Origin of the sequence: Pseudomonas sp. NPDC012596, assembly GCF_042902325.1 — a bacterium.
Taxonomy (GTDB): Bacteria; Pseudomonadota; Gammaproteobacteria; order Pseudomonadales; family Pseudomonadaceae; genus Aquipseudomonas.
The window spans coordinates 19,792-34,519 of the sequence record NZ_JBIBEB010000023.1 but is presented as its reverse complement, the minus strand read 5'-3'; the positions used below and the strand labels follow the sequence as shown (position 1 = coordinate 34,519).

The window sequence follows — 14,728 nt, the reverse complement described above, 5'->3', positions numbered from 1 at the left end:
TGACCGGGCAATCGTCGGGTTGGTTCACGGCCATTGATCGACCGTGCCACGCTCGATCGAGCAAGGCAATTAGCCACTATCGTGACTACACTCCTGTGACCGAAGCCGCGAAGGCTGGCCTGAGGCCTGCAAAGGAGTGCGCGTGGTTCCCTCGTCCGCAACCCGCCAACGGGGCGCGATCGGCCTGATGGCCGTGACCACCTTGGCCATGGCCCTGTTGTTCCTGCTGGTGGTGCTCGACAGCGGCCGGCTTTACCTCGAACAGCGCAAGTTGCAACGCATTGCCGACATGGCGGCGCTGGAAGCCGCCGGCCAATACGCCTTGTGCAGCGGCAGCGGCCCCCAGGCCACGGCCATCGCGCGGGTTGCCGCCACCCGTAACGGCCATGCAGCCGACGACCCGTTGGTGGCCAGCTGCGGTTATCTGCAGACCGGCGCCAACAGCCTGCGCACCTTCACCAGCGACAACACCCGCAGCGAAGCGGTCAGGGTGGACGTCAGCAACACCGTCACCACCAGCATCGCCGGCGGTCTCTATACCCTGGTCCAGGGCAGCGGCGTGCCCCTGACCACCACCTTGCACGCCCACGCGGTGGCGTCGAAACCGTTGCCGCCGCAGGCGATGCTGAGCATTCGCACCACGCTGGCCACGGTCGATTCGCGCCAGTCAGTGTTGCTCAATGCCTTGCTCGGTGCCCTGGGCGGCAGCGTGCAGCTCGACCTGGCCGGCTGGAAAGGGATCGCCGCCACCAACATCAACCTGCTCAGTTATCTCGACCAGCTGGCCGTCGACCTGAAATTGCAGGTGGGTGACTATCAGCAGTTGCTCAAGGCCGACGCCACTGCCACGCAACTGCTGCAGGCCGCGGTCAAGGTACTGCAGCAGAGCGGCGCTGCCGTCGATGTGGTGACCAACCTGGGCAAACTGGCGTTGGGTACCAGCAACGGCACACTGCTGAACCTGGGCGACATCCTCGATATCCAGAACGGCACCGCCCAAGCCGGCCTGGATGCCAGCATCCAGTTGCTGCAGCTGGTGCAGGGCGTGATCCAGCTGGCGGCCAGCCAGAGCGCTGCCAATGCCGATCTGCCGCTCAGCGTGCTGGGCCTGGTCAATGGCCGGGTGCGCCTGAAGGTGATCGAGCCGCAACAGATTTCGGCCGTGGGCGACCCACGCACGGATGAACTGCGCGTGCACACTGCGCAGGTGCGGGCGATGATTTCGCTCGACCTGCCGTTGCTGAACACCATCTTCGGGCTGGTCAACGCCGTGCTCGACCTGGTCTCGCCCCTGACCAACGTGCTCAACAACCTGCTCAGCCTCAACCTGGCATCGACCCTGGAATCGGTGCTCTGCCTGCTGGGGGTGCCGTGCACGGTGACCGATATCATGCTGGTCCCCGACAAACTCCAGCTGGACATCGGCCTGGAGGTCGCCGAAGCCACGACGCGCCTCGACCCGCTGTCTTCCGATACCTTCAGTTGCTCGCCCAAGCGCTTGACCACCCGGGCGCAAAGCTCTGCGGCCAAGCTTGCGGTGGGGCGTTTCGAGTCCACCACGGCGTTCTTCACCACCGGTACTACCGCCGTCAAGGCGTTGCCATTGATCGACATCGGCACCAAGCGCTGTACCAAGCTGCTGATCCTCGGCACCTGCGAGGCGCGCATACCTTACGCCGGCGGCGGCCTGGGTTTGCGGGTCGACAGCAAGTTGCTGGGCAGCGGCCCCTTGGAGCACTCGCTGGTGTTCCAGGCACCCACCAGTGAGCCGCCGAACATCGGCCAGCCCGCCGCCTACCTGAGCATGCGCACGATCAACGACAACGTGGTTGGCAGCCTCAGCGACACCTTGCTGGGCGTCCAGTTGCAGGCATTCAAACCTACCGTCAACAGCGGTCTGGGCGACGTCCTGGTGATCGTCGGCAACGCGCTCACCGCGGTCAAAGGTATTCTCGACCCGTTGATCAAAGGCCTGCTCAGCCCGCTGATCGACCCGATACTGAACGTGCTGTTGAAAGTGCTGGGCATCGACCTGGTCAACGCCGAGGTCGGCGCCAACCTCAGTTGCTCCAACGGCCGCGCTCAGTTGGTGCTGTAGACCGGCAGCAGCACCCGGAAACACGCGCCCTCTGTGCCGTTGAGTACCTCCAGCCTGCCGCCCATGGCCTCGACGATAGCGTGGCTGACCGACAGCCCGAGCCCGGTACCCACGCCGGCGGGTTTGGTGGTGAAGAATGGCTCGAAGATGCGCTCGAGCAGGCGCGGGTCGATGCCGCCGGCGTTGTCTTCCACCAGCAGGTACAGTTGCCCTGGCTCGATGTGCTGGGTCACACGGATCCGCGGGTTGGCAACCTGCCGTTCGAGCAAGGCGTCCCGGGCATTGACCATCAGGTTGATCAGCACCTGTTCCAGCTGGTCTTCATGGCCCAGTACTTCCGGGCACAGGTCCGGTTCCTCTATCTGCAAGGCCAGCCCCTTACTGCGCAACCCTTCGGCCAGCAGCGCCACTGCGCCGTCCACCGCAACCCATGCCGCAAAGGCCTGGCGTTCGACTTCAGAGCGGCGCCCATAGGTGCGCAGGTGCTCGACCAGGCGTGCGGTACGCTCGACCTGGGCGTCGATGCGCTGCAGCTTGCCTGTCAGGTATTCGATGTCGGCCTCACCGCTTTGCAGGCGCTTGAGGGTATTGGCCACGGCCAGCCGCATCACATTCAGCGGTTGGTTGATTTCATGCACCAGCCCGGTTGCCAGTTCGCCCAGGGTGGCCATCTTGGCGCCTTGCAGCAGTTGTTGCTGGCTGTGCCGCACCTGCGTGTTATCGCGCCCCACCGCCTGCACTTCCAGCAGTTGCCCGTGTTCATCGAACAGCCCACGCTCGGCCCATACCCACCATGCATGCCTGCGCCCCGGCAGTTGCAGGCAGACCTCGGCGCTGCTCAATGGCTGCTGTGGGGTCAGCGCCGCCAGGCGCTGCACGAACGCCAGGCGCTGGCTGTCGGACATCCACTGGCCCAGGTTCATCTCGATCAGCTGTTCCGGCGCGCACTCCAACTGTTCGGCGAGCGGCCGGTTGCCGAACAGCAGCTGCAGGTCCGGGGTGTAGCGGCAGATCATCGCCGGTGAGTCTTCAACCAGCACCCGGTAACGCTCCTCGCTCTGGCGCACACGTTCGGCGGCTTCGGTCGCTTCGCTGACATCCAGCCACAGGCCGACCACCTCGACGGGTTGGCCCAGGTCATCACGCAGCAGGCGGGCTTCGTCCAGTACCCAGTGGTAGCCGCCCAGGTGGTCACGCAGGCGATAACGGCTGCGTACCTGGCCCTCGCGCAGCAGCGTGCGTGTGCGTTCGAGCCAGATCAGGCGGTCATCCGGGTGCACCGCCTGGCCTGGCTGGCGCGACAGTTCGCTGTCCTTGGGCCAGCCCAGCATCGGCGCCAGGCTGGCGCTGAAAAACTCGCTGTGCAGCGCACCGTCGGCATAGCGCTGGATGTAGATCACCGCAGGTGAACTGGCGATCAGGTTCTCCAGCCGCGCGCGGGCGGCCCCGGCTTGAAGCTCCTGGGCCTTCAGCGCGCTGATGTCGAGCAGAAAACCGCGCGCCTGCCGGCCATGCCGCTGCCCGACCCAGTGCAACCAGCGCGGGGTGGCCACGCTGTCGGCTTCGTGCAGCCGCAGGCTGAGGCTCAGGGCAACGCCATCGCGCAGTTGCTCCAGGGCCATGTGCGCAGCCTCGCGGTCAGCCGGGTGCAGGCGCGACAACCATTGCTCGATGCTGACCTCGCACGGCAGGCCAAGGCTTGCGGCCAGGGCCGGGTCGAAATGCAGGGGGCCTTGCACGGGCCACTCCCACCAGCCTGCGCCCAGTTGCTGCTGCAGTTCGTCGAGGTGGCGCGAGCGTTGCTGCAGCTGGTACTGGCGAAGGCGGGCCAGCAAGGGTTCGAGCAAGGCTTGCAGCAGCGCCTGGGCTGCCTCTGGTGCAGGGGGCAAGCGTGCGCCCGCACAGAGCAACCAGGCCTGGGTGGCATGGCCGTGGCTGTACGGCAAAAGCAACAACGGCAACCCTGCACACGATGCCCGCCATTGGGCCGAGTTCGGCTGCACCTGGTGGAAGCGGGGTGGCAACGCCTGCAGCCAGGGTTGCAGGCGTTCGTCATCGGCCCAGGGCCAGTCGCCCTCGCTGCAGGCGTAGGTACGCCAGCCTGATTCGTCCGCCAGCAGCAGGCGCACCGACCCTGCATGCCAGTGCTCGGCAAGGCCTTGCAGTTGCTCGGCGGTGGTCTGCGCCAGCCATTCTTCGCTGCAGCCACGCACGGCCTGGCCCATGTCGCCGGCCAGGTGGCGCACGGTCAGCCATTGCGCCTGCCGATCGCCCTGGCGCAGCAGGTCGCCGATATCGAACAGCTGCAGCAGCCAGCCGACAGCCTGCCGTTGCAGCCAGCCGCGGGTGTGCAGGGCCTGGCCGTGCACGGTATGAAAGTCCAGATCCAGGGCTTGCCCTTGCCAGTCGGCGGGCACGCCTTCGAGCACCAGCCAGCTGTGCCGGTACAGGTAATCATGCACCCGGGGGCGCGCCTGACTGGGCACGGCCAGCACCGTGCGCAACGGCCCGGACAGCCGCAGCACCTGCCCTTGATCATCCAGCCACACCTGCAGGCCGACGCTTTGCGGCAGTTCGGTTGCCGGCTCCGCGGCGTGGCTGCCACGCCAGCGCTCGAACAGGCCGCTCACAGCTGCAGGCTCGCTTCAGCGCGCAGGGTCGCGGGCAAACGCGGCACCTCGCCAATCAACGGGACCACCAGCAGCGGCAATACATTGATCAGTTTCGCTTTCGGATAATTGATCGTCACGGTGAGGACCTTGTTTGCACCGAGGGTTACCTGCGCATCGCTGGCTGGGCGAAAGTCGAGCGCGGCGGGCATCCAGGCCAGCTGCTGGCTTATCACGCTGCGGGCAAGGGCCTGTACATCGGTGGCATAGCTCGCGCTGTTCGGGTCGAGGGCGACGCAGCGGCGTACCGCCTCGCTGCTGGCCTGGTTGAACGACTGCAGCATGAGCATCGGCAAGGTGTAGCTGACCAGGCCGTAGAACACCGTGAAAAAGATCATGAAGACGGCGACGAACTCCAGGGCTGCCGCGCCTTTTTGCCGTGCTGCCGGGCCTGCTTGCATGATTGCGTCTACCCTGACGATGAGTCCTGACTGACAGCATAGAACCGTTCGACGAACAGGGATGGCCAATTGCCAATATCCAGCATTGCCCTGCTAGCATGGCTTGCCTTGTGCAGCGGACAAGATGTCCGCGAACGGCAGATTTCCAACGTCCTGACCCTGGGCGTCGCCGCCTGTGCCCTGGCGTGGCTGGCGTTTACCGGGCGTACCTGGGTCGGTGCCCAGGCCACCGATGCTGGCTGGGCACTGGCTATCGTGCTGCTGCTCACGCTACCTGGCTACGTGCTCGGACGCTTTGGTGCCGGCGACGTCAAGTTGCTCGCTGCACTGGCTTTGGCCACCAGCCAGGATTACCTGCTCGGCACGTTCATCGGGGCCGGAGCGGCGTTGCTGTTATGGGCGCTGGTGCGGCGGTTGCTGGGGCGCGGGGCAGGGCGAGCGGGTGAAAAACAGCCGTTCGCGCCCTGTGTGCTGGCGGGTTTTCTACTGACCAGCGCCTGCCTTCAGTGATGCATGGGGTGTCAGTTGTTCGACTCGGTCACCTTGGTCCAGCGGTAGAAATCCGGGATGGCGTACTTGTAGGTTTCCAGCCATCGCTGCTTGGACAGGTCGCGCTCGCGCGCCGTTTGTACCTGCAAGCGGGGCGAAGCCTGCTCGCCGCTGGACTGCACCCGCAGCAGCGCTTCAGTGGCCGTCAGCGCTTCGCGTGGCTGGCGTGGGGTGTCATCGGCCGACACCATCGATACGCTGGCGCAGCAGGCCATCAGCATCACATACCTGATCATGACCGTCTCCTTTCCCTCAGTTGACCATTACACCGGTGCCACTGGCCGAGGCAATCGGCCCACGCCCGTTGGCCTTTATCTGGCTGGCGCGGGCCTGGGCTTCGGCAAACTGCGCAGGTTTCAGCCGCAGCCGGCCGACCAGGTCAGTCGCTTGCTGCCAGTTGTCTTGCAGCAGCGAAAGGGTCACCAGGTTGACGGCTGGCAGCGGGTTGTCATCCTTGAGCTCCATGGCGGTGAGGAATTCGAACCGCGCCTGTTCGTACCGGCCCAGGCTCATCAGCACCACGCCCAGGTCGTTGCGCACCCGCTCGTCGGTGGGGGCAAGGCGCACCGCCCGCTGCAGGTTCTGCAAGGCCTGTACATCGTCACCCCGGGCCGAGGCAAGTTGCCCGAGGCCATGCTCCCCCTCGGCGGCAAGGCAGCCGCCGAGCAGGCTACGGTACAGCGGTTCGGCCTCGCCGAGCCCGAGCAGGCGCGAGACCCTGGCCTTGCGCAGGCGTACCTGGTCGAGGGCGTCTGGCAACTGCTGCAGGTGCGCGAGGCTGGCGTGCGGGCGCCCGTCGTTGAGCATCTCGTCTGCCAGGTTCAGCGCCAATTGCTGGTCGGCGTCAGGCTTGCCGCAACTGGGGGTACCGAACAATTGCCCAAGCCCCTCTGGCGGGTGTCCGGCGCAACCGGCCAGCAGTATCAGGCTGGCTATCAACAGCATTGCTTTCATCCATCACTCCCTAGGGGCCCAAGGCCCGCGCCAAAGCGGAAAACCCCGGCCCAGCCAAAACGATGAGCAACGCCGGGAAGAGGAATACCATCATCACGGCTGACATCTTTGCCGACATTTTCGAAACCCGTTCCTGCATCCGCGTCAGGCGCCGATCGTCCAGCAAGTCCTTGAGCGCCAGCAGCGACTTCATCGCGCCACTGCCCTGCACCAGCAACTGCTGGAGAATCACGCAGGTATCGATGAATTCGTCCACCGCCAGAACGCGTGCGGTCTTCTCCAGCTCGGGCCCCAGCGCCAGGCCCGAGTCCACCCGTTGCAGCACCTGGCGCAGCTCGTCGCTGATCTCCGGCACCAGCGCTCGGCCTTCTTGGCTGAGCACGCGCAGCGCCTGCTCGACGGCAAGGCCGGTTTCGAAGAGGATGCGCAGCAGTGGAATCAGCAGGCTCACTTCCAGAGCGATGCGTTGCTGGCGGCGCGTGGCGGCCACCGCCAGCAACCGCTTTGGCAGCAGGTAGCAGGCCCCCAGTGCGCACAACGGCCAGATCATCCAGTGCACCGCGTCACCGCCCATCACGCCTTGCTGCAAGATCAAGGTCAACAGCAGCGCCACCAGCGGCAGCCCCAGTTGCACGGCGGCGAACAGCGCGCGCTGACGGCTGCGGCGCCAGCCGACGCGGTCGAGCAAGGCCTGGGTTTCACCGTCGAGCTTCTGCAGGCGCTGCCCCAGTGGGCTGCTGCCCAGCCAGTGCAGCCAATCCCCCAGGCGTTCATTGCGTGCCAGGCGGCCCTGCAGCCGGCGGGCGATCAGGTAACGGGCGCGCAACTGGCGAGCGGCCTGCAGGCCAAGCAAGGTGGCCGCGATCAAAAGGCACAGGGCGCACAGCAGCAGGGCCATGGTCACAAGCTCCTCATCATGCGCCACAGCACCAGGCAGCCAAGCGCCTGCAGGGCGAAAGCCACCAGCAGCATCATCTGCCCGGCGCTGTCTTGCCACATGGCCAGCAGGTAGCGCGGGTTGGCCATCAGGAAGTAACCGGCCATGCACAGCGGCAAGGCGCCGAGCACCATGGCGGTGATACGGGTTTCGCCGGTCATGGCCTTGAGCTGGCGGCTGCCTTGTTCGCGCTCGCGGATCAGCTTGATCAGGTTCTCCAGCAGCTCGCTGGTGTTGCCGCCGTAGCGCCGGTTGATGCGCAACCCCAGGGCGAACAACCGCAGTTCGTCCTGGCCATACAGCTCGGCCAGTTCATTCACTGCATCATCCAGCGGTACCCCCAACTGCACGTTGCGCCGCACCCGGGCCATGGTCGAGCGCAACGGTTCGCGGGTGCTGTCGATGCCGCCGAGCACGGCGTCGTTGAGGGTGCGGCCGGCTTTGAGGCTACGCACGCTGTAATCCAGCAGTGCAGGCAATTGTTCGACCAGCTGCCGCACGCGCTGCCGGTACAGCCAGCTGAGGGTGAAATAACCGAGCAGCGGCAGGCTCACCAGCATCATCAGCGCGGCCACCCAGCCGGAGGCGAGCAGCGCCAGCAGCACCAGGCCGAACCAGGCCAGCAGCCAGCGCCGCGGTTGCCACTCGGCGGCGCCAAGCCCGGCACGCTGCAACAACGGGTCGAGCCAGTCGCGCCGTGCGTTGCCGTTGCGTACCACCTGGAAGGCTCGCCCCAGGCGCTGGAGAACCCGCTGTTCGCTGCGCTTGTACAGCCCCAGGCGAAACAGCATCAGCGATACGCCCAGCAACAGCGGCGACAGCGCCAGCAGCACGGGCCCGATCACAGCACACCTTCATTGCGCAGCTTGCTGCCAGCAGGGTTGGGCGCTTCACGCAGGAACACGTCGCCGCCGCGGCGGTCGAGGCGGAACAAGGTGTTGGTCACGTACACGTCGTCGCGTACGCCGACCACCTCCAGTACTTCACTGACGCAGCGCCGGCCATCGGGCAGGCGAGTCAGCTGGATGACCACGTCGAGCGCCGCGCAGATCATCTGCCGCAAGGTCTTTTCGGCGATCTGTCGCCCGCTCAGGCCGACCAGTGTCTCCAGGCGCAGCAGCGCATCCTGCGCGGTGTTGGCGTGCACCGTGCTCATCGAGCCATCGTGGCCGGTGTTCATCGCAGTGAGTACATCGAGTACTTCGGTGCCGCGGATCTCGCCCAGGATGATGCGGTCCGGGCGCATGCGCAGGGCGTTGCGGATCAGCTCGCTGGCCTTGATCTCGCCGTGCCCCTCGGCATTCGGCGGGCGGGTTTCCAGGCGTACCACGTGGGGGTGGTTCAGCTGCAGTTCGGCGACGTCCTCGATGGTAACCAGGCGCTCGCGCGGGGCGATCATCTGGCTGAGGATATTGAGCAAGGTGGTCTTGCCGGTGCCCGTGCCGCCGCTGACCAGGATGTTGCAGCGCCGGCCAACCGCGCGTTCGAGGAAGTCGAAGATGTGCTGGTCGATGGCGCGGGTGGCCAGCAGGTCGGCACTCTTGAGCATGTCCTGGCGGAACTTGCGGATTGACAGGCATGGGCCATCCAGCGCCACCGGCGGGATGATCGCGTTGACCCGGCTGCCATCGGGCAGGCGTGCATCGACCATCGGCGACGACTCGTCCAGGCGTCGCCCGAGCGGGGCGAGAATGCGCTGCATGACGCGCTCGACGTGGTGAGCGTCGATGAAACGAAGGTCGGTCTGCTGCAACTGCCCGGCGCGTTCCACGAATACCCGGTGCGGGCCGTTGACCAGGATTTCGGTAACGCTGGCGTCACGCAGCAGCACCTCCAGCGGCCCGAAGCCGGTCAGCTCATCGACCAGCTCTTCTGCCAGGCGCTCCATTTCGTAGCGGGACAAGGCCAGGCGCAGGCGCGCGACGTAATCGCCGACCTGCTCCAGCACGAACTGGGTCAGTGCCGGGCGTGCGCCTTCCAGCAAGTTGCGGCCACTGTCCTCGATGGCGTCGATGGCGAAGCGGTGCAGCGCGCGTTTAAGCGCATAGGGGTCGCTCGCGCTGTGCTGGTGGCCGCCGAAAGGCAGGTCGCCGTTCATTTGCTGCCCCACAGCCGGCGTAGCCAGGTGAAGGCCGGTGGCGGGAGGTTTTCCGAACGCAGCGCCAGGCGTTCACCCAGGCTGCGCAGCGCCTGGGTCAGGTTTTCCCGTGGGGCCAGTTCGAACAGGCTCAGGCCCTGGTTCTTGACGTTCAGCCGCACCTCGGGGCTGTCGGGCAAGACCTTGAGCAGCGGCAGGGCATAGCGCTTGGCCAGGCTGTCGGCGTCGGGGGCGACGTTGTTCAGGTAACGGTCGACCAGCAGGCTGGCATGCTCCAGCTTGATGCCATGGTCACGCCACAGCTCAAGCACTTCCAGGTTGCGCCGGCAATCGATGATGTTCTGGTCGGTGTAGACGATGAGCTTGTCGCAGTGGCTGACGATGGTACGCAGCGCTTCGCTGTCGGCATGCCCGGTCAGGTTCACGACAATGTGCTGGAAATGCTGACGCAGGGCACTGAGCAGCATGTACAGCTCGGCAGGGCTGGTCAGGTGCAGCGGCTCGTCGTTCACCGCGCAGGTCAGCAGGCGCAGGCCTTTCTTGTCGCGGGTGAAGGCACTGTCGATCAGCGTGGTGTCGAGCCGGCGCAGGTGGCGCAAGGCATCGCCGAAATAGAACGACGCCTCCAGCCCGAGCAGGGCCAGGCTGTCGCCGCGCGGCATGCCCAGGTCGAGCAGCAGGGTCTGTTGGCCGCTTTCCTGCACCACCCGCGCCAGGTGCGTGGTCAGCAACGCGCCATCGGCACCCGACTGCACCCCATACACCACGGTCAGCCCACCCAGGCTGGGGTTGCTGGTAACGGTCGGCATGCGCTTGCCCAGGCGCCGCACCAGCCCGGCCACTTCACTGGCGCGCGAGCCATAGGCGACGAAATCGCGGGCACCGGCGCGCATCGCATGCAGCACCAGCTGGTTGTCCAGGCCATCGCCGAGGGCGACGATCGCCAGCATCGGCTTGGCTTCCAGTACGCCCTCGATCAGCGCGCATTGGTTGACCAGTTGCTCACGGTCCAGGCCAATGAACACCAGCGTGCTGAACGTTGCGTTGACCAGCGCCAGCAGTTCGTCGAGGCTGCCGGCATTGGCGCCGATCACCTGGCCCTGGGGGGCCAGCGCGCTCTGCAGCCATTGCAGGTCTTCTTCGTTGCGGGTAATGGCCAGGAAGGTCTGGTTGAGGATCTCGTTCATTGTGATAACCCGTTGCGGCCATCGAAGTTGCCGTTTTCCAGGAAGAACAGCCGGCCCCAGCTTGGGTCATAGGTGCGCAGCCCTTCGCCCGGCAGTTGCGGCAGGCGGGCATTGGCGGCGAGGGGTTGGACCAGGTGCGGGGTGACGATCATCAGCAGCTCGGTTTCTTCGCGCACCAGTGCCGACTGCCGGAAGAACGCACCCAGAATCGGCAGGTTGCCCAGCCCTGGGAGTTTGTCCACGGCCGAGCGGGTGTTGTTGCCGACCAGGCCACTGATGATGAAGCTCTCGCCATCGGCCAGGGAAATACTGGTGTCGGTGCGCCGCACGCTCAGGCCCGGTACCCGCGTGCCGGCGATGGTCACCGCATTGGTGTAGTCGAGTTCGCTGACTTCAGGGGCGACCTTCAGGGTGATGCGGTCGCGGCTGATCACGGTCGGGGTCAGGGCCAGGCGTACGCCGAATTCCTTGTACTCGATCGAGACGTTGTCGCTGCCGGAGCTGGGAACCGGGATGGGGATTTCGCCACCGGCCAGGAAACTTGCCGTCAGGCCGCTGAGCACGGTAAGGCTGGGCCGCGCCAGGGTGTAGGCGAAGCCGCTGTTCTCCAGTGCGTTGATGGCGGCCAGGAAGCGGCTGCTGCCGCCACCCCAGACGATGTTGAAGACGCCGTCGTCGAGCGGAATCAAGGGTGGCACGATCGGCACTGCACCAGGGGTCACCGAGGTGCCCGGCACGGTGCCCGGCGAGCCGATCAGGCTGTTGTTCGAGCCGCTGAAGAACAGCCGCGCGCCGGCCTCCTTGTACTTGGTGCGGCGCACTTCGACGAAGCGGATGTCGGCCTGTACCTGGCTAGGCAACTGAGGGTCGAGCGAGGGCGGCAGGCTGTGTTCGGCCATGTCGGCACTGGCCTGGCCCTTGACGAACAGCATGGCCCGGTGCGGGTCGGGGGCGCAGGCTGTCCACAGCATGAGGGTGGTATTGCCCTGGCTCACGGCGGTCACCAGCACGGCGCGGTCACCGCTGGCCTGCACATCGGCGACCTTGGGGTCGCCGACGGCGGCCCGGGTGATCGTCAACGGCAGGCGTAGCTCCTGTTGCAGCCCTTGGTCCATTTCGATGACCGAGGGCAACTGGCTGAAGGCTTCGCAGCCTTTGCTGGCGGCATGGGCCTGTGGCAGCAGCGCCGCCGTGAGCAGGGCCAGGCAGGCAGGGCTGAAGAATCGTCTTGAACTGCAACGCTCGGAACTACGCATACTGCATCCTTGCCTTGTCAGGGTGTCTTGTTGGCGTCGGCGGCCTGCGCCCCACGAATGATCTGCATGCTCGCCACGGCAGGCGCCTGGGCGGTATTGGCCAGCGGCGACTGGGACAATTGGCTGAACCGGTAGAGTTCACGCTTGATGCTCTCTACCTGCGGTTGGCTATCTGCCTCAGCCCAGTAGCGGGCCAGGCGCTGTTCGTCGGCACTGCGCACGGCCAGGCGCAGGGAGCCCACCTGGGCCGCCAGCATCAGCCGGCTGGCCAAGGCTTCGGGCACGGCCAGGACTACGGTGCGGGTAGTGGAGCCAAGGCTGTTTGAAGTGGCCTGCTCGCGGCGGGCCTTCTGTTCTTCGGCGGTTTGCGCCGGGCGCCCGTCATTGGCCAGGCCCATCTGCTCGCCGACGCTGAGCACGCGCAGGGCAGGTAATACCACCTGGGCCGAGGACTGCGGGTTGTTGGCCTCTTCACGCAGGAACAGCAGCACGTCGACATAATCGCCCGGGTGCATTTGCCCCGCAGCACCGACCACGTCGTCCACGCCCACGGCAACCGCGCGCTCGTGCACGCGGATCATCCGCGACAGCGGCCCGCCAGCCTCGAAGCTGGACGCGTCGAGCCAGCTGCCTGCTGCCAGGGGCCGGGCGCTGGTGCGTCCCAGCACCTGTTCGATGGCCTGGAAGCCCCCGGCGGGCACCACCTGCAGGCGCTCGACTACCACGTCGTCTTCGGTCACTGGCGTATTGGCGGGGAGGGCCTTGCGCAGCACCACCAACGGGGAGCGCTGAGGCTCCGGCGGTTGCGGGGCAGGCGGTGCGATCACGGCGGTGGGTTGGTCGAGTTCGCTGGCGACGGGTACAGGCGGCGCGACAGGGCGGCTCAATACAAACCCCCAATAGCCAGCCAACAGTGCCCCCAGCAGGAATAACGCAGCCAGAACCATGGTCAAGCGACTGCTCATCTCTGGCCTCCCTGCACGGATCGAGTAGTGGCAAAAAGTTACTATTTCGCTATTGGACGGTAGCTCAACCCTTACTCTTCGCCATGAGGCCGGCGGAAATTTTTCAAGCGGTGCTGCAAACCTAATAAATACAGCCGGTTAAAGGGATTCTTCAGGACTAATACTTTCAGGCTAATACTGCACGACTAATACTTTTTTACATTTGCAGACGCCGCAGGCTTGGCGATCCTTTGATGGCAAATAGGCGTCACTTTGACACCATTAACGCCGGCGCTGTCGCCGCAAGGAGCTGGGTCATGCTGCTGAACAAGATCACTCTTCACTGCAAGAACTTCCTGCACCGCAAGGACGGGGCGTCCGGTATCGAATACGCGGTTATCGCGGCGATGGTGGCGGTAGCGCTGGCGGCGTTCGTCACCCCCATTTCGGGCAAAATTGCCACGATGTTCACCACGATTTCGGGGATTCTGTAACTCACAAGCTGACGTCCACGTAACGCCATCAACGCACCCGGTGAACAGGAGCCACCCATGCAGAACTCTTCCTCGCGTCAGGAGATTCTTTTGGTCGATGACGAGGAAGAGCACCTGCAGGAGCTGGCTGAACTGCTGGAAAACGAAGGCTACTACTGCCATACCGCAGGCTCGGTGAAAGCGGCCCTGCAAGTGCTCACCCGGCACCCGGACGTTGCCCTGGTGATCACTGACCTGCGCATGCCGGAAGAAAGCGGCATGGGCCTGATCAAGCGCCTGCGCGATCACACCTTCCGCCAGCACCTGCCAGTGATCGTCATGTCGGGGCATGCCAGCATGGATGACGTCAGCGACCTGCTGCGCCTGCAGGTGCTGGACTTCTTCCGCAAGCCCATCTACCACGCGCGGTTGCTGGAAACCCTGGAGAATCTGTTTCCACAGCCTTTGCTGCAGGCGGTCAAAAACTGACCTGGTTTATTGGCAGAGGTAGGTATTGGGGCCGCTTTGCGGCCCATCGCGACACAAGGCCGCTCCCACACCGACCGCGTCATGCCTCTGTTTACAGGGCATGCGCGGACAATGTGGAGCGGCCTTAGTGTCGTGAAGAGGCCGCAGAGCGGCCCCGGCATTCTTGAAGGAACGAAGGCTCAGGCGTCAGGATCACTCAGTTCCAGTACGCCACGCTTGCTGCGCAGTTTGCCGTAGAAGTGTTCCAGCGCATTGTTCAGTTTGCTGGCAGCACCGTCGACCGCCTGGTCCAGCGAGGTCGCGGTGTGGGTCACGGAAATCGGTTGATGGCCTTTGGGGCGAGCCTCCATCTGGCAGCGTTTGTCATGCGGCCCGGGCTTGGCGCCGTTCTCGTCGCGCAGGTGCACCTCGATGCGGGTGAGGTCTTCCTCATAACGTTCGAGTGTGGCTTCCAGCGTACTGCGGACCCACTCGTTGAGACGGATGTTGCCTTCGATATGGTTGCTGCTGTTGACCTGGATTTGCATGATTCAATCCTTATTCAGCTTGCTCGCATGGAGGCGTGCCTAGGCCCTTGAGGCCCTTGGAATTTCTTCGCCTCTTGACTCTAAGGTCAGGCAACCGAGGAACGAATTCAAGCCCTTTCTGAAAATAAATTTCTTGTAGCAAATCC

At 65.0% G+C, this 14,728-nt stretch carries 15 protein-coding genes; 4 read left to right on the top strand and 11 right to left on the bottom strand.

Annotation, left to right across the window (positions count from 1 at the left end; genetic code table 11):
- The first annotated feature begins 142 nt into the window (after positions 1-142).
- Positions 143-2,098: a pilus assembly protein TadG-related protein gene (locus tag ACFY68_RS23215; protein WP_387532228.1), complete on the top strand. Its 1,956-nt coding sequence runs from the start codon at positions 143-145 to the stop codon at positions 2,096-2,098.
- Here the strand turns inward: ACFY68_RS23215 and ACFY68_RS23210 are convergent.
- Together ACFY68_RS23210 and ACFY68_RS23205 are read right to left on the bottom strand one after the other, a co-directional pair.
- The gene (locus ACFY68_RS23210; RefSeq protein ID WP_387532226.1) at positions 2,083-4,728 is read right to left on the bottom strand and encodes an ATP-binding protein; all 2,646 of its coding nucleotides are present in this window, start codon (positions 4,726-4,728) and stop codon (positions 2,083-2,085) included. The two genes, ACFY68_RS23215 and ACFY68_RS23210, sit on opposite strands and share 16 nt — an antisense overlap.
- The gene (locus tag ACFY68_RS23205; protein WP_387532223.1) at positions 4,725-5,168 is read right to left on the bottom strand and encodes a TadE/TadG family type IV pilus assembly protein; all 444 of its coding nucleotides are present in this window, start codon (positions 5,166-5,168) and stop codon (positions 4,725-4,727) included. Before ACFY68_RS23205 ends, ACFY68_RS23210 begins: the two co-directional genes overlap by 4 nt.
- A gap of 75 nt (positions 5,169-5,243) precedes the next feature.
- Between ACFY68_RS23205 and ACFY68_RS23200 the strand changes: the two genes are divergently transcribed.
- Positions 5,244-5,678, top strand: coding sequence for a prepilin peptidase (locus ACFY68_RS23200; RefSeq protein WP_387532392.1), 435 nt, complete (start codon positions 5,244-5,246; stop codon positions 5,676-5,678).
- Positions 5,679-5,689: 11 nt separating this feature from the next.
- Here ACFY68_RS23200 and ACFY68_RS23195 read toward each other — a convergent pair whose 3' ends face one another.
- From ACFY68_RS23195 to cpaB, 8 genes are read right to left on the bottom strand one after another with little or no spacing between them, the layout of a single operon-like run.
- The gene (locus ACFY68_RS23195) at positions 5,690-5,953 is read right to left on the bottom strand and encodes a DUF3613 domain-containing protein (protein ID WP_387532220.1); all 264 of its coding nucleotides are present in this window, start codon (positions 5,951-5,953) and stop codon (positions 5,690-5,692) included.
- Positions 5,954-5,969: 16 nt separating this feature from the next.
- On the bottom strand, positions 5,970-6,671 hold the full coding sequence (locus tag ACFY68_RS23190) for a tetratricopeptide repeat protein (protein WP_387532217.1): 702 nt from the start codon (positions 6,669-6,671) through the stop codon (positions 5,970-5,972).
- Between the two features lie 10 nt (positions 6,672-6,681).
- Complete coding sequence (locus ACFY68_RS23185) at positions 6,682-7,569, bottom strand: type II secretion system F family protein (RefSeq protein ID WP_387532214.1); 888 nt, start codon at positions 7,567-7,569, stop codon at positions 6,682-6,684.
- A gap of 2 nt (positions 7,570-7,571) precedes the next feature.
- The gene (locus tag ACFY68_RS23180; RefSeq protein ID WP_387532211.1) at positions 7,572-8,453 is read right to left on the bottom strand and encodes a type II secretion system F family protein; all 882 of its coding nucleotides are present in this window, start codon (positions 8,451-8,453) and stop codon (positions 7,572-7,574) included.
- On the bottom strand, positions 8,450-9,706 hold the full coding sequence (locus ACFY68_RS23175; protein ID WP_346613956.1) for a CpaF family protein: 1,257 nt from the start codon (positions 9,704-9,706) through the stop codon (positions 8,450-8,452). The genes ACFY68_RS23180 and ACFY68_RS23175 overlap by 4 nt, the downstream gene beginning before the upstream one ends.
- Positions 9,703-10,893, bottom strand: coding sequence for a pilus assembly protein (locus ACFY68_RS23170; protein WP_387532209.1), 1,191 nt, complete (start codon positions 10,891-10,893; stop codon positions 9,703-9,705). Before ACFY68_RS23170 ends, ACFY68_RS23175 begins: the two co-directional genes overlap by 4 nt.
- Complete coding sequence (locus tag ACFY68_RS23165) at positions 10,890-12,149, bottom strand: type II and III secretion system protein family protein (protein WP_387532206.1); 1,260 nt, start codon at positions 12,147-12,149, stop codon at positions 10,890-10,892. The genes ACFY68_RS23170 and ACFY68_RS23165 overlap by 4 nt, the downstream gene beginning before the upstream one ends.
- Positions 12,150-12,166: 17 nt before the next feature.
- Positions 12,167-13,114, bottom strand: coding sequence for a Flp pilus assembly protein CpaB (gene cpaB / locus ACFY68_RS23160; protein ID WP_387532203.1), 948 nt, complete (start codon positions 13,112-13,114; stop codon positions 12,167-12,169).
- Between the two features lie 296 nt (positions 13,115-13,410).
- Here cpaB and ACFY68_RS23155 point away from each other — a divergent pair, with 296 nt between their 5' ends.
- Positions 13,411-13,587, top strand: coding sequence for a Flp family type IVb pilin (locus ACFY68_RS23155; RefSeq protein WP_387532200.1), 177 nt, complete (start codon positions 13,411-13,413; stop codon positions 13,585-13,587).
- 57 nt (positions 13,588-13,644) lie between these two features.
- On the top strand, positions 13,645-14,055 hold the full coding sequence (locus tag ACFY68_RS23150) for a response regulator (RefSeq protein ID WP_387532197.1): 411 nt from the start codon (positions 13,645-13,647) through the stop codon (positions 14,053-14,055).
- A 179-nt stretch (positions 14,056-14,234) separates the two neighbouring features.
- On the opposite strand, the gene ACFY68_RS23145 is transcribed toward ACFY68_RS23150, so the two are convergent.
- Positions 14,235-14,582 (bottom strand): HPF/RaiA family ribosome-associated protein, encoded by a 348-nt coding sequence (locus tag ACFY68_RS23145; protein ID WP_016395445.1) that lies wholly within the window; start codon positions 14,580-14,582, stop codon positions 14,235-14,237.
- Positions 14,583-14,728: the final 146 nt, after the last annotated feature.

Excerpts from the sequence above, each read along its gene's own strand:
- ACFY68_RS23155 (WP_387532200.1), top strand. The coding sequence starts at position 13,411 with ATGCTGCTGAACAAGATCACTCTTCACTGCAAGAACTTCCTGCACCGC.
- ACFY68_RS23195 (WP_387532220.1), bottom strand. The coding sequence starts at position 5,953 with ATGATCAGGTATGTGATGCTGATGGCCTGCTGCGCCAGCGTATCGATG.
- ACFY68_RS23170 (WP_387532209.1), bottom strand. The coding sequence starts at position 10,893 with ATGAACGAGATCCTCAACCAGACCTTCCTGGCCATTACCCGCAACGAA.
- ACFY68_RS23185 (WP_387532214.1), bottom strand. The coding sequence starts at position 7,569 with ATGGCCCTGCTGCTGTGCGCCCTGTGCCTTTTGATCGCGGCCACCTTG.
- ACFY68_RS23205 (WP_387532223.1), bottom strand. The coding sequence starts at position 5,168 with ATGCAAGCAGGCCCGGCAGCACGGCAAAAAGGCGCGGCAGCCCTGGAG.
- ACFY68_RS23175 (WP_346613956.1), bottom strand. The coding sequence starts at position 9,706 with ATGAACGGCGACCTGCCTTTCGGCGGCCACCAGCACAGCGCGAGCGAC.
- ACFY68_RS23150 (WP_387532197.1), top strand. The coding sequence starts at position 13,645 with ATGCAGAACTCTTCCTCGCGTCAGGAGATTCTTTTGGTCGATGACGAG.
- cpaB (WP_387532203.1), bottom strand. The coding sequence starts at position 13,114 with ATGAGCAGTCGCTTGACCATGGTTCTGGCTGCGTTATTCCTGCTGGGG.
- ACFY68_RS23190 (WP_387532217.1), bottom strand. The coding sequence starts at position 6,671 with ATGAAAGCAATGCTGTTGATAGCCAGCCTGATACTGCTGGCCGGTTGC.
- ACFY68_RS23145 (WP_016395445.1), bottom strand. The coding sequence starts at position 14,582 with ATGCAAATCCAGGTCAACAGCAGCAACCATATCGAAGGCAACATCCGT.
- ACFY68_RS23165 (WP_387532206.1), bottom strand. The coding sequence starts at position 12,149 with ATGCGTAGTTCCGAGCGTTGCAGTTCAAGACGATTCTTCAGCCCTGCC.